We start from the raw sequence: 18,951 nt of genomic DNA, 5'->3' as shown, positions 1-18,951 counted from the left end.
CCTCTTATATCCCCGTCATCCGACACGTAATAACTTTTTCATTTTTGCACTGCCAAAAAGCTGATTTTTAATTTCCATCACCAGCGCATTGCGTGAAAAAATAATCATTAAAATAAAACTCAAAATACCGACCATAACCTGTAGCGCGAATACCCCCGACAACGGTAAATAACCGTCGACCAGCTTTCCTGCGCCGTAGCTGGTAATAAATGTTGGCAATGAGAGATAAAACGGTAGCCACAGGCTGAGAATATACTGACGATAGCTGGAGCCGAGTACCGGCTTAATCATCACGAAATAGCTCAGAATGGTGTTGATGATTTGCACCACCAGGAACCCCAGCGTCACGCCAATCGCCCCCGCCAGATGGCCGCCAATGAGAATTGCCGGGATAAACAGAAACGTTTTAAAGACGTTGAATTTAAAGCTGATATCCACGCGCGCTTTCGCCATCAGCAGCGAACCAATCGGGTTGCCGACCGAACGCAGCAGCCCCACCACGCACAGCAATTGCAGGATCGGGATAATGCTGTTCCACTTCTCGCCAAACACTAACGGCACAAAATTGTTCGCCACTACCATCAGACCCAACAGCGCGGGAAAATTGATAATTCCCACCACGGAAAGCAACTTATAGAAGTTGACGCGCAGCTTCTCGGTATCGTCCTGGATTTTGGCGAATGCCGGAAATAGCACGCGAGTAATGATGGGGTTAAGCTTCGCCGGCGGCACAACCGCCACGTTGTACGCGAGGTTATATCCCCCGGCGACGCTTGCGCCGAGAATTCTCGCCAGTACCAGCGTCGATAAATTCGTGTTGATGTAATTGACGATACTGTCCGCCGTCAGCCACGCGCCAAAACGCAGGTTCGTGGACACCGATGCCAGCGAAAAATGCAGCCCCGGACGGTAAATCTTGCGGCCGAAGTAACCAAACAGCAGCGTTCGCACCGCACTGTTCACCAGATAGCCGAGAATCGCGGTTAACGCCAGCGGCCAGTAATGGGCGCTAATCACCGTAAAGGTGAACCCCGCCAGCACGGAGGTCGTTTCGATCATGCCGATCTTATTGAACTCCAGCTCTTTTTGCATCAGCGCGCGGAACTGCTGCCCGTGAGGGATCACGATGAACGCCAGCGACAACGTTTTGATTAACGGCGCGAGATCCGGGTTATGCAAAACATGGGCAATCGCATCGCTCAGCCAAAAGACCACCGCAAATACCACAATCCCAAGCCCAACGTTTAGCCAGTAGAGCGTGGTCAGCTCCAGATGCCCAATCGTTTTACGCTGGATAATCGAGTTCGCGATGCCAAAGTCCGAGATCGTGTCGGCCAGCGCGATAATCACCAGCGAGACGGTCAACAGGCCAAACTGGTGGTTGTCGATGATCCGCGCCAGCACCGTCATCTGAATTAACCCCAGACCGATAATCACTATCGTGGCGATAGCCGACCATTTAGCGCCGCTGATCGTTTTTTGTCGTAAACTCATTCTTTTCTCCAGAACCTGTTCACAAGGCGTCATTGGCGCAGCCAGATTGAACACGGACAGCGCGGGAAAACCGGAGCGTACACGCTGCCCTGGTTCGATATGGCAAGTAAATAGCCTTGTGGGTCAGGTTCTTAATACGCCGCTTTATTAACAAACCCTTTAAAAATCGTCAGAAAAACGATTTTGATATCGAACCAAATACTCCATTCGCGGATGTATTCCAGGTCGAACTCCACGCGTTTTTCCATTTTCTCCAGCGTATCGGTCTCACCGCGCCAGCCATTAATTTGCGCCCAGCCGGTGATGCCCGGCTTCATCTTGTGGCGTAGCATGTAACCTTCAATCAACTGACGATACTGTTCGTTATGCGCCACCGCGTGCGGGCGAGGACCGACGATGGACATCCCGCCAGTTAATACGTTGATAAACTGCGGCAATTCATCCAGCGAGGTACGACGCAAAAAGTTACCTACCCGGGTGACGCGCGGATCGTTTTGCGTCGCCTGGGTAACGACCTTATCGTTCTCCATCACCTTCATTGAGCGGAACTTCCAGACCTTGATCGGCTTGCCGTCCATCCCGTAGCGCGTCTGACGGAAAATCACCGGCCCGGGCGAGCTCAATTTGACCGCCAGCGCAATGCAGCACAGTACCGGTGAGATGAGCAGCAGAATCAGCGACGCCAGCACGATATCTTCTGCCCGTTTAAGCAGACGGTTAATCCCTGATAGCGGCGTGTCATACAGCGGAACGACCGGAACGCCGCTCATCTCCTCCACGCGCGAGTGGAGAATATTAAAGGTGAACACATCGGGAATAAGGATCACCGAGCAGGTGGTGTCGGCCAGCTCGCGCACCAGTTTTTTCACCATGGCGCCGTCGCTCATTGACATGGCGATATAAACATTGTGAATTCGCGAGGCTTTCGCATCGTCAATTAACTGCTCGAAGTTCCCGGCCCAGTCAGCAGAGACGCCGCCCGGTTTAGGATCGTGATAGACGCCCACCACCTCAAAACCCAGCCACGGCTCATTACGGAAGCTATCCAGCAACGTCTGGCCCGCAGGCAAATCTCCGGCGACGGCGACCCGGCGAGTGTTATAACCACGATTGCGTAGCCAACCCGCGCCGAAACGAATAAATGAACGGCATAACACTAAGCCCAAGCTGGACAGCGCATACCAGGCCAGCCAGGTGGCGAGGCGGTTGTCAAAGTCATCATTAAACGCCACCAGACCGGCGCTGAAGATCAGGCTCAGCGTCCAGTTTTGCAGTAACAGCGTTAACTCTGTCGACATTTTGACGCCGCGCCAGGAGCGATAAAAATCGGTCATCCCGCCCAGCATTTGAAAAACAACCAGCGTAATCAGCGCCACCAACAGGTGCATGTACAGGAATGGCAGTCCACTGACTTCACAGATGAACCACAGCCCGCCAAACATGATGGTGATATCTGAAAAGCGTTGCACCATAGAGATTAACGATGCATTGGTTTTGGCTCGTTCGCGCTTTTTTAGATTTGTCATCGTTGTTCCTGTGATTGGCCCCTTACCCGCAGGCGGTAAGGGGAGATCTGACGTTACTGATTCAGCAGCGCCAGCAGAGTGCGTGTTCGCGCTTCCATCAGCGGAATATCGCCGCGTGATTCCACATTCAGGCGCACCACCGGTTCGGTGTTTGACGAGCGCAGGTTGAAACGCCAGTTGGCAAACGACATGCTGAGACCGTCCGTGCGGTCCACTGCCTGCGCCTCTTCCGCAAAGTGCGCTTCCACCCGCGCAATGGCCGCCGCCGGCTCCGCCAGTCTGCTGTTGATTTCCCCGCTCGCCGGAAACGCCGCCATCCGGTCGCGGACCAGTTCACCCAGCGACTGCCCCTTCAGGCACACCAGCTCCGCCACCAGCAGCCACGGGATCATCCCGCTGTCGCAGTAGGCAAAATCACGGAAATAGTGATGTGCGCTCATTTCCCCACCATAAATGGCATCCTCCGTACGCATCCGCTCCTTGATAAAGGCGTGCCCGGTTTTTGACATCACCGGCGTCCCGCCCGCCGCCGTCACCACTGCCTCCGTGTTCCAGGTCAGGCGCGGGTCGTGGATAATCTTCGCCCCCGGGTGTTTTTCCAGAAATGCTTCCGCCAGCAGCCCGACGATGTAGTACCCCTCGATAAACTGCCCTTTCTCATCGAACAGGAAGCAGCGGTCGAAGTCGCCGTCAAAGGCGATACCCATGTCCGCCCCGTGTTCAATAACGGCCTTGCGGGTGTCGTCGCGACACTCCGGCAGCAACGGGTTGGGAATGCCGTTCGGGAAGGTGCCGTCCGGGGTGTTGTGGATTTTGATGAACTCCACCGGCGCGCCCAGCGCCTTCAGGCGCGCTTCGATGGCGTCAATGACCGGCCCCGCCGCGCCGTTGCCGGCGTTAAACACCAGCTTCAGCGGGGTGAGATTGTTAACACTGATATAGCCGAGCAGGTGGTCGATGTAGGCGTCGCGCAGGCTGATTTGTCTGTAGCTGCCGCGCGTGGCCTCGTTCACCGGCGGGAAGTCGCCCGCTTCCGCCAGACGCTGAACGTCGCGCAGACCGGTGTCGCCGCTTATCGGGCGGGCGCCCTCGCGTACCAGCTTCATGCCGTTGTAGTCCATCGGATTATGGCTGGCGGTCACCTCAATACCGCCGTCCACGCCGAGGTGGAAGGTGGCGAAGTAAATCTCTTCTGTGCCGGACATACCGATATCCAGCACGTCAACGCCCGCGTCCTGTAACCCTTTCGCCAGCGCCAGCTTCAGCGCCTCGCTGGTCAGACGCACGTCGCCGCCCAGCACGATGGTTTTCGGTTTTAAATATTCGCCGTAGGCGCGGCCAATCCGCCACGCGATATCTTCATTGAGCTCTTCGCCCAGCCTGCCGCGAATGTCGTAGGCCTTGAAACAGGTTAATTTTGTCATGTTCTTACCCTTCTTCAGGCAACAGTTAGCCCTGACCGTAAATGGCCAACATCGTTATTGTTATTCATTGCCGGATGGCGCGTTGCGCTTACCGGGCACCGTTGCAGGCGTCAGACCCGCCCGTAACGATCCTCGAACCGCACCACGTCGTCCTCTTCGAGATACGAGCCGGAACGCACTTCAATTAAATCGAGCGGTATTTTTCCCGGATTTTCCAGGCAGTGGGTCGCCCCCAGCGGAATATAGATGGACTCGTTTTCACCGAGCAGCTTAACCTCGCCGTTGATGGTGACTCTGGCGGTCCCCGCCACCACCACCCAGTGCTCGGCGCGGTGATGGTGCATCTGCACCGACAGTCCTTCCCCCGGCTTGACGGTAATGCGCTTCACCTGATAGCGCTCGCCCGCGTCGATGGAGTCGTATTTGCCCCACGGACGGTAAACCTCGCGGTGCATGTGGTGCTCATGGCGTCCGTCGGCCTTGATCTTCTCCACCACCTTTTTCACGTCCTGCACCGCGTGGCGATCGGCAATCAGCACGGCGTCTTTGGTCTGCACCACCACCAGATCCTTCACGCCGACGGTGGTCACCAGGCCGGATTCGGCGTAAACGTAGCTGTTTTCCGTTTTATGGCTGATGACGTCGCCGTGGTGGACGTTTCCCTCCGGGGTGTGGGCGCTGATTTCCCACAGCGAGGACCACGAGCCGACATCGCTCCAGCCCGCGTCCATTGGCATCACCACCGCGTCCGCCGTTCGCTCCATCACCGCGTAGTCAATGGACTCTTCCGGACAGGCGAGGAAGGCCTCTTCATCCACACGAATGAAGTCAAGATCCGGATCGACGCCGCGCATCGCCTGTTCACATGCGGCCAGAATATCGGGGCGGAACTTTTTCAGTTCTTCCAGATAGCGTCCGGCGCGGAACAGAAACATGCCGCTGTTCCAGTAGTAATCGCCGCTGGCGACGTAGGCCTGAGCGGTTTCCAGCCCCGGCTTCTCAACGAACTGCGCCACCTCAAAAGCCACCGCATCCGTCGCGCCCGGCACGACATCACCGCGCCGGATATAGCCATAGCCGGTTTCCGGCAGATCCGGCACGATACCGAAGGTCACCAGTTTGCCCGCGTCGGCATAGGGCATGGCGCCGCGCACCGCGTCGCGGAAGGCCTCTTCATTGGCGATCGCATGATCCGCCGCCAGTACCAGCATCAGCGGATCGCAGTCCGTATGCTGGCGCGTCGCCGCCAGCGCCGCCAGCGCAATCGCCGGCGCGGTATTGCGCCCGGCGGGCTCAAGAATAATGTTCTCCGTCAGCTTATTGAGCTGGCGGAGCTGTTCGGCAACGATAAAACGGTGCTGTTCGTTGCAGATAACCACCGGGCTTTCGCACTCCACGCCGTTCAGACGGCAAATGGTGGTTTGCAGCATGGTGAGATCGCCTTTCAGGCACAGAAACTGTTTTGGATAAAGCACGCGAGAAAGCGGCCACAATCGGCTACCGGAGCCACCGGCCATCACAACCGGGTAAAGTTTTGTCTGACGCATTATCATCCCCGAATATCTGCAATAAATTGGCGTAGCACGTTCTCTTTATTGAGCGTGCGTTCGGCGTATTCACGTGCCGTCGTGTTGTTTTTCGGCATGGCGAGCGCCTGGCTAATCCCGTTAACCAGCGCGTCGGTTGACTCCGGCTCCACGCAAACGGCGATGCCCGGATAACACGCGCAAAGTTGTCCTAATTCGGTGTGCGGCTCAGCGGTAATCACCGCATTGCCGCCGACCGCCAGAATGTTAGTCAGCTTGGAGGGCAGTACCGCATCCGCCGCGCCGCGCTTTTGCACCACCAGATGGCAGTCGCCCATTTTCAGCAGCGCGGGTAAGGCGTCGTAAGGCTGCAGCGGGAGGAATTTAATATTTGCCAGGCCGCGTTCGCGGGCCATGTTCTCCAGCCGCGCCTTGCCGCCCCCCTGGCCGACAATCGCAAAAATCAACGGTCGATCGCGTAATCGTTCCGCGGCGTCAATTACCTTTTCCAGCCCTTGCTTTTCGCCGATATTGCCGGAATAGAGCACAATTTTTTTGCCCTCTGGCAAGCCAAGCTGCTGACGCAAAGCCGTCACGTCAGCGTCATTAACGTCCTGAAAGCGCGCCACTTCCGACCAGTTCGGAAAAAAGAGGATTTTTTCCGCCGCGACGCCTTTTTCCCGCGCTTTATTCATCATGGAGCGAGAAATGGTCGAAACATTATCAACGTTACGCAGCGCGCTGCGTTCAAAGGCCGTCGCTAACCGCGCTACGCTGCCGCGCTTGCCTTTTCCCGCCATTCCTAAGCCGAGCATGGCGTCCACTTCGTAATCCTGAATATGCAGAACGGTACGCGCGCCGGAGAGTGTCGCCAGCAGGCGCATTCCCGGCGTACAAAAGAGCGTCGGTACAACGCCGATAATCCGATCCGGCTTCCAGCGACGCTGCGCCATCAGTGGGAAAAAACTGCTCAATGCAAAGCTCCCCAGATGAAGTAGTCGTTTTAGGGTGGAGGGCTGTTTCGGCACATACAGCGGGCAGCGCCAGACGGTAGCCTCGCCCTCTTCCCGGCGATAGCGCCAGGCGGAATAGCGCTCACCGACCTTCCACTGCGGGTAGTACGGCGGCGCAGTAATGACCCGCACCTCATGGCCTTCCTGCGCCATCCACGCCACCATTTCGCCGGTATATTTGCCGATACCGGTCAGTTCCGGTGAATAGTTAATGCCATAGACCAGGATCTTCATAGGCCCACCGCCGGCGCGTCAGGAGAGAAGTAGGCCCGACTGTTCTCATGAACATTATCGCTTGCCAGAAGCTGTTCCGGCGTCAGCCAGCGGTAACTGCCATGCTGGGTGTCAGGCAGGCGTAAATCGCTCTCCGCCACGCGCAGACGAAAGCCGAGCACGATGTAGTGAGTTGAAAAATCCTCACCGGAAAAGTTGTCGTCATAGAAGTGCTGCCAGACGCCATAAAACGTCCCTGCCGCCAGCGGCAGACGCACGCCCAGTTCCGCCTGCGTCAGGCGTGCAAAGGCGGCCTCCAGCGTTTCGTCTTTGCACACCCGCCCCCCCGGCACAAACCAGTAGCCCTGCGCCGGACGGTTGAGACGCTGGCCCAGTAAAATTTCCCCCTGGCCGTTTTCCACAATGAAATCGAGGGAGATGAGGGGCGTGGTCCGCACCACGGCGGCGAAATCTTCCTGACGTAAAAACATTGTCACCCCCGGAACCGTTGCTGATTCTCAAGGAACCACTGGTAAGTACCGGCAAGCCCTGCCTCCAGTGAAATTTCGTGATACCAGCCAAGCTGATGCAGGCGCGTGACGTCGAGCAATTTACGCGGCGTGCCGTCCGGCTTCGCGGCGTCGAACACCACCCGGCCCTGGTAACCCACCACCTTTGCGATGGTCTGCGCCAGCTCGCGGATGGTGCAGTCCACGCCAGTGCCGACGTTAATGTGCGACAGCATCGGGGCAGTGTTCTCCTGCCACACTTCGCGCGCCAGCTCCATCACGTGAATACTGGCCGCCGCCATATCGTCAACGTGCAGAAATTCGCGCATCGGCGTGCCGCTGCCCCACACCACCACCTCCGGCGCGTGGCTCTGCGCAGCCTCATGAAAGCGACGCAGCAGCGCCGGGATCACATGTGAATTGTCCGGGTGGAAATTATCATGCGGGCCGTACAGGTTGGTTGGCATCACCGAACGGTAGTCGCGACCGTACTGCCGGTTGTAGGACTCGCACAGTTTAATCCCGGCGATCTTGGCGATGGCGTACGGCTCGTTGGTCGGCTCCAGCGTCCCCTGCAGCAGCTCGCTTTCCGCCATCGGCTGCCTTGCCAGTTTCGGATAGATACAGGACGAACCGAGAAACAGCAGTTTGTTCACGTTGTGCAGGTGCGCGGCGTGAATAATGTTGCTCTCTATCATCATGTTTTCATAAATAAAATCCGCCGGATACGTGTTGTTGGCAACAATACCGCCCACTTTCGCCGCCGCCAGATAAACCTGGTCGATGCCCGCCCCGGCAAAGAACGCCTGTACCGCACGCCCGTCGAGCAGATCCAGCTCATCGCGGGTGCGCAGTACCAGTTCCACGTCGCCGCGCTGCGCAAGCTGCCGTACAATGGCGGATCCCACCATCCCGCGATGGCCCGCCACAAAAATTCGTTGCTTATTCATTCTCAGGACTCCAGCGCGATGGCCACCTCGTAACCGTGAGATTTCAGCAGTGAGTGTTTTTTCGCGGCCTCCAGATCGTTCGCCACCATCTCGGAGACCATCTCCGACAGGGTGATTTCCGGTTTCCAGCCCAGTTTCTCATGCGCTTTGGACGGGTCGCCCAGCAGGGTTTCCACTTCCGCCGGACGGAAATAACGCGGATCAACGGCCACAATCACATCCCCCGGTTTCACGCCCGGCGCATCGTGTCCGGTAACGGATACCACGATCCCTTTCTCATTAATGCCTTCGCCTTCAAAGCGCAGTTTTATCCCCAGTTGCGCCGCCGCCAGCTCCACAAACTGGCGTACGGAATACTGCACGCCGGTGGCAATCACGAAATCTTCCGGCTGCTCCTGCTGTAACATCATCCACTGCATCCGCACGTAATCTTTCGCATGGCCCCAGTCGCGCAGCGAGTCCATGTTGCCGAGATACAGGCAGGACTCCAGTCCCTGCGCGATATTGGCGATGGCGCGGGTGATCTTACGGGTGACGAAGGTTTCGCCGCGACGCGGGGACTCATGGTTAAACAGAATGCCGTTACAGGCGTAAATGCCGTAGGATTCACGGTAGTTGACGGTGATCCAGTAGGCGTACAGTTTCGCCACCGCATAGGGGGAACGCGGGTAGAACGGCGTGGTCTCTTTCTGCGGAATTTCCTGCACCAGACCGTACAGTTCAGAGGTGGAGGCCTGGTAGAACCGCGTTTTCTTTTCAAGACCGAGGAAGCGAATCGCCTCCAGCAGGCGCAGCGTGCCCATCGCATCCACATCGGCGGTATATTCCGGCGACTCAAACGACACCGCCACGTGGCTCATTGCGCCCAGGTTGTAGACCTCATCCGGCTGCACTTCCTGTAAAATGCGGGTCAGGTTGGAGGCGTCGGTCAGGTCGCCATAATGCAGATGAAATTTCGGGTTGCAGCTGTGCGGATCCTGATAAATATGGTCCACGCGCTCGGTATTAAACGATGACGCGCGGCGCTTGATACCATGCACCTCATACCCTTTTTCCAGCAGAAATTCTGCCAGGTAAGACCCATCCTGTCCGGTTACGCCAGTAATGAGAGCGACTTTTGACATTTTCATTTCCTCAAATAGTCCCGTTAGGGAGTAACTTTCTGAACGCGCTGGCGCGTTACCACTGCGGGATTGCCCCGACAAATCGCATTTGCCGGTAATGATTTAAATACGCTGCTGCGCGCGCCGACGACGGTGCCATGACCTATCGTCACGCCGGGCGCGACAAAAACATCGGTTGCCAGCCAACATTTTTCGCCAATAACAATCGGCGCGGCGTTAATATCGAAATGGGCGCTGGTATAATCATGGCTACCGGTACACAAATACCCTTTTTGTGAAATGACCGCATGTGCGCCAATATTAATTTCACCCAACGTATATAACACAGCGTCGTCGCCTACCCAGGCATAATCGCCGACGGTTAATTTCCACGGATAGGTAATTTTTACTGACGGTCGAATAACCACATTCTTTCCAATTTTGGCGCCAAACAGACGCAGCAAAAAGGCTCGCCAGCGATACAATATTTGCGGCGACCCGGCGAATAATGTCGCCTGTACCGCCCACCATAATTGTACTTTTAGCGCATTAGCGCCGCGGAACCCTTTCGGCACCGTAAAGCCGCTAAGATCCTGCATAATAACTCCCGGTAATTAGACTTTGTTATACCGCGCTTTTGTTTTACCCGTCGTTTTCAGACGTAATAAATAGGATAATTGCGCCCAAAACCCTGGCACACGTAATATTTTTCGCTGTACGTTTTTTGCATCCTGACATAATTCCAGATTATTCGAGGTTGACACGCCGCCCATCGAAAATTCAGATACCAGTCCGTTAATTCGCCGAAAAGGATAGCCTGCTTTATAGAGACGGGCCGCCAGCGCATAATCTGAAGAGACATGATATTGCAGATCATAAGGATACTTTTTTAACGCTACCGTCGGGAAAAATATCGCCTGATGGCTGGCTGGCAAACTATGGTAGATATAATACCCGGGTTTAGCCTTCCGGCGTATTTTATGCCCGCCGCCGAAATCCAGCAGCGCGTCGCCAATATACATCGCCTCGCCCTTTTGTCGCGCCAGTTGGCGGACAAACAGCGCGGCATCATCATGGAACGCATCACCGGAATTAAGAAACAGGGTATAGCGCCCCTGCGCCAGCGCAATGCCTTTGTTCATGGCATCATAAATACCGCGATCCTTTTCACTGATAAAACGCAGGTTAAACTCACCGTGACGTTTTTGCAGAAATTCGCGCGTGCCGTCCTCCGAACCGCCATCCACTACGATCCATTCAAATGACAGACCCGGATCGCGCGCCAGATTGCGCAGCGAGCGCCAGGTTTTTACCACCCCTTCGTAATTGCGAAAGGCGACGGTAACGACGCTTAAAAACATGCAACCACCCCGTTATGAAATTTTTAACGCCTTGCGCAAAATGAACGGACAGACGATTAAAAAAGCATATTCCGGGCTAAATATTGAACCGGTAAAAAACAGCGACACCGGCGTAAAAAGATAGAGCTGCACCCGAAAATTACGATTATCGCCAAACGCATTTAGCGCCATTTTTAAAACTTTCCCCATATACCACAGCGTCATTAGCACTGCGAACCAGGAAAAATAAATAATCAGCAGATACAATCCATTGTCTATGGTTTTCCCGACATCCGCACCGTTAAAGATTCCGAATGATGCAACGTATTCATAAAGTGAGCCAAATCTGACTACACCATCAATATGGGTCAAGGAATATCCGACCATGACTAAGGGGCCCACAATACGATAATAAGAAGATGAGCCTTCCGTCCCTAAATCGCCAAGTCGTGTCGCGATATAAGGAAATGCAATAATTACCCCAACAAAAAACAGGGTTAATGAGACCAGCGCCAGTGGAAGTTTTTTCTTTATCGCATCCTTATTCAAATATTGGAACGCCCACTCCAGAAGGTAAAACAGGATAAATGTCATTACCCCTGAAAATGATCCTGATAATATTATCCCTGCCAGAATCATAGCATCGCTTTTCGGTGTTTTGATACCAAACTGTTTGATGCTCAGCCAAATTGAGATTAGTGCCAAAGCGAAAAATGCCGGTTCAAAATAAAGCGCAGTGGTACGCTTACCGCCAAATTTTATGAAGTTCAGTACATAGCTATTACTGTAAATGAGATATTTCGAAATTCCTTCCATAATACTGCTGCCGCCGGTAAGGATAATTTGCGCCATCTCAACTGCGGCGAGCGCGACCACTATACCCACCACCAGATAAAAAAAACGCAAAATCTTTCGGTGGTTATGCGCGGAAATGGTTTTGAATCGGATACTCCAGACCATCCCGATAATGACCACAATATAGACAAACAGCATCGTGGACGTGACATATTTACCGGCATTCAGCGACTGGCCGAACAGGAAGTTAAATGCTGTAAGCCCCGCGCCGATGCCTAAGGCGATCATCAATTTTTTTACGCTAATGCGTTCCACAAATAACAGCAGCAACAGCGGTAAAAAAGTGACGATGGTAATGGGAAAGCTTTCCCCCAGTTGGGCAATCTTGACATTGACCAGTAGGTAGATCAGCGGCAGCAGCAGATAGCTACAGATTCTGATAGAACGAGACATACTCCTCCAGCATCTGTTGACCGCTGTACGCGACGCGGCTACGCATACGAAAGGCGTCCAGCGTTGCGCCAAATACCGCCTGAGCAATCTCTGGCTTACGCCGCTGCGCCAGGCGCAGGACATCTGTAGCGGCAAAGGTCTGGCCGCCGGATTTCGCCAGTACCTCCTGCGCCGCCTCGCTGTGGGTGGCGATTACCGGTACGCCGATCGAGAGCGCTTCACACAAGATCAGCGGATAGTTATCGACCCGCGAGCTAAAGACCAGCGCATCCATCTCATTGAGCGCGCTCATTAATTTGCGCTTATCGGTTTCAAAACCGTGATTAACGACGTTTTGGCCGGTAAAAGGCGAAAATTTACCGAAGGTATGCAGTTCAATTTTTTCGCCCAGCGCCATCATGTCGTGTACCAGACGCTGGTCAGTTTTGCCGTCGTAACGCAAGTCATGCGCCACAATGGCGATCCGCGGTTTGCCCGGATTCAGCGGCACAGGTGATAGTTGCGCGAGAATCGCCTCGGTCGCCAGATCGATACCGTTGTTAATCACCCGGCAGAGTCCCGCGCCATAAACGCTGTTAAAGGCCTCGGCCACGTGCTGGCTCGGTGAAATAAACCGGCAGCCCAGCCGCAGCATGTCCCGAAAGCGCTGACGTTTGCCGCCAATAAGCTGGTGCGCCCGATCCACCCTGACCGGCGGATAATTGCTTAGGGTCGGACATTTTTGGCAGCCGCTTTTCCAGCCCTCGCAACCGTCGGTGAAGGCGCAACGCCCGGTGACGCTCCAGTGATCGTGCAGCGTCCAGACCAGAGTGACGTCTGGTTTTTGCGCTTTGACTTTTTCGCAAAACGTCACGATGTCCGCCAGGTTTAGCCAGTAACTGTGGAGAACATGAAAATGCAGCACCAGCGGGCCGGATGTCTGGATAACCGTGCGGTAAAGATTGTCGAGATTGCCAAACAGATCGCGATTCAGGAAACGAAACAGCGCGATATTAGCGATTGCCGTGCCGCGCGGCGTCTGTTTTATCACCTGCGGATAACGGTGGTGGCTGACGCTTTTTTTTCCGCCTTTGCCATAACCATAGACAAAACGTGACGTCAGCCCTTTTTGCAATGCCCGCAGATGGAGATCCAACGCCACTCCCGCCGCGCCCCCTTCCGCCAGCCGTACATTAAATTGCAGAATATTCATGTGCTGACCTTCACCCGTGCTTTTTCTCCCACCACCAGCGCATGGTCCGGAATACTGTCAAGCACCACGCTACCCGCGCCAATCGTGACGTGATTACCAATAGTAATATCGCCAAGCAGGATGACATTCGCCCCCAGCTCAACGCCGTGACCAATCACCGGACAAGCCAGGCTGTCCGCGCCGCGATTGCCAATGGTGACGCCGTGGCGAATGGTAAAATCGTCGCCGGCGACGACATGTTTGTTGATCACTACCGCGTAACCATGATGGATAGTGAACCGCCGACCAATGGTCGCGGCGGCCTGGATTTCATACCCGAACAGGCATTCCGTGATCACGCGATACAGCACCAGCACCGGCGCGGCCCACAGATTATTCAGCACATTCTTTTTGCGCCAGACGGAACAAAAATGAGCGATACGGTAGGCCAGCACCATGCAACAGGGGCGTAAGCTCCAGCTATTCGCGCGTAAGTCTTCCAGCATCGTTATCGCCCCCGCAGCCCGGCCGCCAGGCGTTTGCTATTACGCACGGAGAGCAACGTCAGCAACGTGCGCCAGGTCATTCGCTTATTGCGAATTTGGTACAGGGTAAAAAGCTGGTATTTTTTGCTGGCGCGATCGAATTTATCTTTGTGCTTACGATAAAAATGGAAATAGCCGGAGAACTTTTTCGGCGAAGAGGTAATCTGCATCTCGCCGTGGTTGATATGTAAAATTTGCGTCGCCTCTTCGACTTTCCACGGTTCGCCATATTCCACCACCATACGCAGAAAAATGTCGTAATCCTGCGCCGCCTTGAGTTCGGTATCGAACAAACACGCTTTAAAACGCCAGGCCCAGGTAAAAACCTGATTGCCAATAATATTGCGCTTGTAGAACAAGCGGCGCGAATAAGGGGATTTCGGATACAGCGGCAGGCTGGCAGGCTGAGAGTAGACCTCGCCCTCACACACATAGTCGTTGGCATACAAAAAGGCGTGCGTAGTCAACTGGTGTTTATGGGCCAGAAACACGCTCAGACGGTTTGGCGTCCATTCATCGTCATCATCAATACCGGTAATGTAGTGCCCTTGCGCCTGCATAATGGCCTGGTTGCGAACCGCGCAGGCGCCGGTATTCCTGGCGTTATGGGTATAACGGACGCGCGGGTCGTTCAGCTCCTCAACAAATTGTTGTAGCTGCTGATAAGACGAGGAGCAATCATCCACGATGATCATCTCCCAGTGACGGTAGTCCTGACGTAGTACTGATTTAATCGCCCGGATAGCCAACTGCTGCCTGTTCCAGGTTGGCATATAAATTGAGATCAGCGGATTGTCTGTTGTCATGCTTATTCCCCAGATAGTTTTGCCGCATGGCGCTACGCTTGTCCGGCCTACAGTCACAGGCCGCGCCATCCGGCACGCCTTATTTTTTATTTGGAATCTGACTGGTATTCATACTCGTAATAGCCATAATCCTGGTAGCCCGTCGCCCGGCGGAAAATGGAGTTGAGAATGACGCCTTTGACCTGAATGCCATTCTGGTCAAAACGGCTCAGACTGGTTTCCACCTCTTTTAAAGTGTTGACGGCATAACGCGCCACCATCAGCGTCGTCCCGACGTGACGACCCACAATCGCGGCGTCCGTCACGGCCAGAATCGGCGGCGTGTCGATTAATACCAGGTCGTAGCGGCTGCTTGCCCAGGCGATCAGCTCGCCGAAGCGCTCGCTCATCAGCAGTTCCGATGGATTAGGCGGTACCTGACCGCGCGGAATAAGATCAAAATTAGCGATCGCCGTGGGTTTCGCGCAGGAGGCTATCTCGCCTTTGCCCGCCAGAATGTCAGATAAGCCGTCCACGTTATTGGTGCCGAGCAGTTCATGGGTGTAGCCCTTACGCATATCGCAGTCGATCAGTAATACCCGTTTATGCGTCTGGCTGATGACGGCCGCCAGATTGGCGCAAACAAAGGTTTTGCCGATAGAGGGGCTGACGCCTGTGAGCATGAGTACATTATTTTGCGCCTGCATCATGGCGAAATGCAGGCTGGTGCGCAGGCTGCGAATCGCCTCAATCGCCAGATCGGTCGGATTGCCCACCGCCAGCAGTTGGCTCTGCTTGTAACGCTTAATTCCTTTAATGGTTTTGACGCTATCGCGCGCTTTTTGCCATTCCGACAGCGGAATACTGGCATAGACGCTGATCCCGTGCTCCTCCAGCGCCTGCGGGCTTTCAATACCGCGATTAAACAGCGAGCGCAGCAGCACGCCGACAATCGATAACATTAATCCCAGAATAATGCTGCCGAGAATAATCAACGCCTTTTTCGGCTTCAGCACGCCCGGCTGGGTAATCGCCGGGTCAACGATGCGCACGTCGCCAACGGTGCTGGCTTCGGTGATTTTCAGCTCCTGCTGTTTATTAAGCAGTTGCATATAAACCTGCTGACCGGACTCCACATCGCGGGTCAAACGCACAATCTCCTGCTGGGTTTTCGGCATCGCCGTCACCCGCCCGTTCAGTTTGGCTTTTTCATCTTCCAGCGCTTTACGTTTTTCCAGCAGCGTGCGGTAAGCCGGATGCGCTTTGGTAAAGAGCTTGGAAATTTCCGCCTCTTTAAACGTCAACTCATTCAACTGGGCGTCGATATTAACCATCGAATCGAGCACCGCCTTCGCCTCCAGCGGTAAATCCACCGAGTCTTTATCCTGGCGGAAAGCGTTTAGCTTGTTTTCCGCCACATCCAGACGGCTGCGGACTTCCGGCAGTTGTTTTGCCAGAAACGCCAGACTCTTCCCCGCCTCTTCAGATTTCCGCGCAATATCCTGTTGCAGATAGTTACGGGTAATACTGTTGAGAATGTCGCGGATCTGGTCGCGATCCTCTCCCGTGAATGTCAGGCTCAGAACGCCGGTATCTTTGCCGGTTTCCGTTACGGTGAGGTTATTTTGCAGGTTATTAATCATGCCAAGCGTTGAGAATTTACTCACCGTAAATTCCGTATCAGGACGGGCGTCAATCGCCTCTACCTGCATCGTCACGCCGTCTTTATTGAGTGGCTGGCCCACAACGCCCTGCGCGCTAAATCCGCCGTCGCTAACCAACTGATAACGTTTGTCGCCCAGCACTTTGAGGGTGAAGATCTGTCCGCTCATCGTCTCTGGTCGGGTGAATGTCGTGACTTTCACCATTTCATTCTGACGTCCCATCAGCCGTTCCCACCCGGCGCCAAACAGCGGAAAGGTGTTTTTGGTGACGGCAATATCCAGATCCAGATCGTCAACGGTCTTCCCCAGCACCAGGCGCGATCGAATGAGCTGAATTTCCGCATCGGAAGCCGGCGGCTTATTCGCTAATGCGCTGTTGATATCCTGTACCAGCGAATTACCGGCGTTTTGTTCAATCTGCACCAGCGCATCGGCGCTATAGATGGGCGTGGCGAAGAACGTATAAATTACCGCGCACAGCGCAAATATGGCCGTCGTCCCCAACACCCACCAACGCGCTTCAATCACCGTTCCGACCAGACGCCCGATATCGATTTCATCGCTACCCGTAGCCGCCGCAGATTGTTTTACTTTTTCTGTCATGGTTTTCCCTGCTCTGCATTCAGTGCCTGCGCCCACTGGCGGGCAGACCTTTCCAGTAATGTGTACACCGCCTCAAACGCATCGCGGCTTTTGCGATACGGGTCCGGTATTTCACGCTCGCTGTCCCAGTGACCAAACAGCATTACCTTGCCGCGCATTTCCGGCGCAATGTCGCACAGGGCGGCGATGTGGCGTTTCTCCATCGTCAGAATCAGGTCATATTCCCGGCACAGACGCGCGGAAATTTGCCTTGCGCAGTGATTTTCCAAAGACAGATCGTGGGCGCTCGCCACGCTCGCCGCCGCAGGATCGGCGCCTTTGCCGACCAGCGCGCCTAACCCGGCGGACGCAACCGTCAGCGAGGGATGAAAGCGCTTTAGCAAACGTTCCGCCGTCGGGGAACGGCAAACATTCCCCACACAGACCACTAAAATTTTGTTAAACATAACGATTACCAGGAATGAATGTCGCTGGCCGTATCCGTCATATAACGGACACCGCTAATGGTCGGCAGCAACTGATTGATCAGACGGTTCCAGCGAGCAACCGGCGCGGTCGTGACGTACACCACATCGTAAGGCTGAAGTCGGAATTCCGTCGCCATCACCAATGACGTGGCGTCAGACATATCAAGCTGGTAGATATTGGCGATCTTGCCGCCGCGTCCCCCCTCGCCTTTCAACGGACGAATCACAAAAATGCCGCTGGCGTTGGAGGTGGTCAGATCGATGCCTTCCGCATTGCCTAATGCTTCGGTGAGCGTCATGCCGCTGAAATCCATTTTGAGGGTGCTCTGTTTTTTCACTTCGCCCATGACAAAGACTTTCAGATCGTCATTGCGCGGCACATACAGAATGTCGCCAGGGTAGAGCAAGCGATTCTGGCTAAGATCGCCATTTTGCATCAGCGCCTGTAGCGAAATGCGCTGTTCTTTGCCGTTGTGCGTCAACACGACGTTGCGCCAGTCCGCCATATCGGTCAGACCGCCCGCGGCGTTAATCGCATCCAGGACGGTTAGTGGTACGTTAGTAATGGCCTGCTGACCGGATTTATTCACCTGGCCGGAGATATACGCTTTTTGCGAGCGGAAAGCGGCGATATTGACATCCACCTGCGGGTCCGCGATGTACTTCGCTAAACGCCCGGTAATATCGCTGCGAATCTCTGACAAAGTTTTACCGACGACGCTAACCTTGCCAATGTAGGGATAAAACATGGTGCCGTCCGGCTGTACCCAGTTGCCGGTATCGCTTGAGCTACGGTACTGGCCCGCTGGCGTGGTCAATTCCGGGTGATCCCAGACGGTGACATTCAGCACATCGCCAGGCCCGACGCGATACTGATAGCTGGCAATCTCCTGGTCCAGCGACATATTCGGTTGCGCGACATTGGGCCGCGGGCGTAATTGCTCAACCAGCCGTGGCGTCAGCGGATACACATTGACCATCCGGTCGAGATCAAAGTCAGCGTCTTGCTGTTTGATCACATCTTTCCCCATCGTAGACATATTGCTGCCCGGAAGTACTGTGCAACCACTTATCAAGCTGAGCGACGCCAATAATGGCATCAATTTCATTTTGGATTTCATCATTGATTATTTATCACTTTGGCAGAGTCATTATCCTGTGCAATTTAAATAGCGGCTTCGTCCGTGCACATTTACCTTGCAGTTAATGGCAGAGAAAATTAACTGGCATCATTCTGAAAAAAAATCAATTCATCCGCAGGCTATTGACAGAATAATAAAGGCTTATATTCAGGCTTTCAGGCACGCTACCGCCCCTGGCTTTTTAGCTACCAATACACTGATTATTCTAAATTTTCGCATTCCCCTCCG

General features: G+C 54.6%; 17 protein-coding genes. All 17 read right to left on the bottom strand.

Annotated elements, in window-relative coordinates; translation table 11 throughout:
- Positions 1–15: 15 nt before the first annotated feature.
- Positions 16–1,494, bottom strand: a complete 1,479-nt coding sequence (gene wzxC, locus QEN32_RS08275; protein WP_000058679.1) for a colanic acid undecaprenyl disphosphate flippase WzxC — start codon at positions 1,492–1,494, stop codon at positions 16–18.
- A 131-nt stretch (positions 1,495–1,625) separates the two neighbouring features.
- Positions 1,626–3,020: an undecaprenyl-phosphate glucose phosphotransferase gene (gene wcaJ, locus QEN32_RS08270; RefSeq protein ID WP_000183166.1), complete on the bottom strand. Its 1,395-nt coding sequence runs from the start codon at positions 3,018–3,020 to the stop codon at positions 1,626–1,628.
- A 53-nt stretch (positions 3,021–3,073) separates the two neighbouring features.
- Positions 3,074–4,444, bottom strand: a complete 1,371-nt coding sequence (cpsG, locus tag QEN32_RS08265; protein ID WP_133322641.1) for a colanic acid biosynthesis phosphomannomutase CpsG — start codon at positions 4,442–4,444, stop codon at positions 3,074–3,076.
- A 110-nt stretch (positions 4,445–4,554) separates the two neighbouring features.
- Positions 4,555–5,997: a mannose-1-phosphate guanyltransferase gene (gene cpsB, locus QEN32_RS08260; protein ID WP_000605946.1), complete on the bottom strand. Its 1,443-nt coding sequence runs from the start codon at positions 5,995–5,997 to the stop codon at positions 4,555–4,557.
- Positions 5,994–7,217 (bottom strand): colanic acid biosynthesis fucosyltransferase WcaI, encoded by a 1,224-nt coding sequence (gene wcaI / locus QEN32_RS08255; RefSeq protein ID WP_133322639.1) that lies wholly within the window; start codon positions 7,215–7,217, stop codon positions 5,994–5,996. Before wcaI ends, cpsB begins: the two co-directional genes overlap by 4 nt.
- Positions 7,214–7,687: a GDP-mannose mannosyl hydrolase gene (locus QEN32_RS08250; protein WP_001748574.1), complete on the bottom strand. Its 474-nt coding sequence runs from the start codon at positions 7,685–7,687 to the stop codon at positions 7,214–7,216. Before QEN32_RS08250 ends, wcaI begins: the two co-directional genes overlap by 4 nt.
- Before the next feature lie 2 nt (positions 7,688–7,689).
- A complete protein-coding gene (locus QEN32_RS08245; protein WP_001041701.1) occupies positions 7,690–8,655 on the bottom strand; it encodes a GDP-L-fucose synthase in 966 nt (321 codons plus the stop codon).
- A gap of 2 nt (positions 8,656–8,657) precedes the next feature.
- Positions 8,658–9,779: a GDP-mannose 4,6-dehydratase gene (gmd, locus tag QEN32_RS08240; protein WP_000048160.1), complete on the bottom strand. Its 1,122-nt coding sequence runs from the start codon at positions 9,777–9,779 to the stop codon at positions 8,658–8,660.
- A gap of 23 nt (positions 9,780–9,802) precedes the next feature.
- Complete coding sequence (gene wcaF, locus QEN32_RS08235; RefSeq protein WP_001153603.1) at positions 9,803–10,357, bottom strand: colanic acid biosynthesis acetyltransferase WcaF; 555 nt, start codon at positions 10,355–10,357, stop codon at positions 9,803–9,805.
- 15 nt (positions 10,358–10,372) lie between these two features.
- Positions 10,373–11,119, bottom strand: coding sequence for a colanic acid biosynthesis glycosyltransferase WcaE (gene wcaE / locus QEN32_RS08230; RefSeq protein WP_000480134.1), 747 nt, complete (start codon positions 11,117–11,119; stop codon positions 10,373–10,375).
- Between the two features lie 12 nt (positions 11,120–11,131).
- Positions 11,132–12,346 (bottom strand): colanic acid polymerase WcaD, encoded by a 1,215-nt coding sequence (wcaD, locus tag QEN32_RS08225; RefSeq protein WP_133322637.1) that lies wholly within the window; start codon positions 12,344–12,346, stop codon positions 11,132–11,134.
- A complete protein-coding gene (wcaC, locus tag QEN32_RS08220; protein ID WP_115276103.1) occupies positions 12,321–13,538 on the bottom strand; it encodes a colanic acid biosynthesis glycosyltransferase WcaC in 1,218 nt (405 codons plus the stop codon). The genes wcaD and wcaC overlap by 26 nt, the downstream gene beginning before the upstream one ends.
- Entirely contained in the window at positions 13,535–14,023 is a 489-nt protein-coding gene (gene wcaB, locus QEN32_RS08215; RefSeq protein ID WP_000888724.1) for a colanic acid biosynthesis acetyltransferase WcaB, read from the bottom strand. The genes wcaC and wcaB overlap by 4 nt, the downstream gene beginning before the upstream one ends.
- A 2-nt stretch (positions 14,024–14,025) precedes the next feature.
- Entirely contained in the window at positions 14,026–14,868 is an 843-nt protein-coding gene (gene wcaA, locus QEN32_RS08210; RefSeq protein WP_000205695.1) for a colanic acid biosynthesis glycosyltransferase WcaA, read from the bottom strand.
- A gap of 86 nt (positions 14,869–14,954) precedes the next feature.
- Positions 14,955–17,114, bottom strand: coding sequence for a tyrosine-protein kinase Wzc (gene wzc, locus QEN32_RS08205; RefSeq protein WP_103106944.1), 2,160 nt, complete (start codon positions 17,112–17,114; stop codon positions 14,955–14,957).
- Positions 17,111–17,560 (bottom strand): low molecular weight protein-tyrosine-phosphatase Wzb, encoded by a 450-nt coding sequence (gene wzb / locus QEN32_RS08200; protein WP_000482224.1) that lies wholly within the window; start codon positions 17,558–17,560, stop codon positions 17,111–17,113. The genes wzc and wzb overlap by 4 nt, the downstream gene beginning before the upstream one ends.
- A 5-nt stretch (positions 17,561–17,565) precedes the next feature.
- Positions 17,566–18,705, bottom strand: coding sequence for a polysaccharide export protein (locus QEN32_RS08195; protein ID WP_000978077.1), 1,140 nt, complete (start codon positions 18,703–18,705; stop codon positions 17,566–17,568).
- Between the last annotated feature and the right edge of the window lie 246 nt (positions 18,706–18,951).

Origin of the sequence: Salmonella sp. SA14318, from assembly GCF_029866905.1 — a bacterium.
Taxonomy (GTDB): domain Bacteria; phylum Pseudomonadota; class Gammaproteobacteria; order Enterobacterales; family Enterobacteriaceae; genus Salmonella; species Salmonella enterica.
The sequence above is the reverse complement of the archived record's forward strand: the minus strand, read 5'-3'. Positions and strand labels throughout refer to the sequence as shown.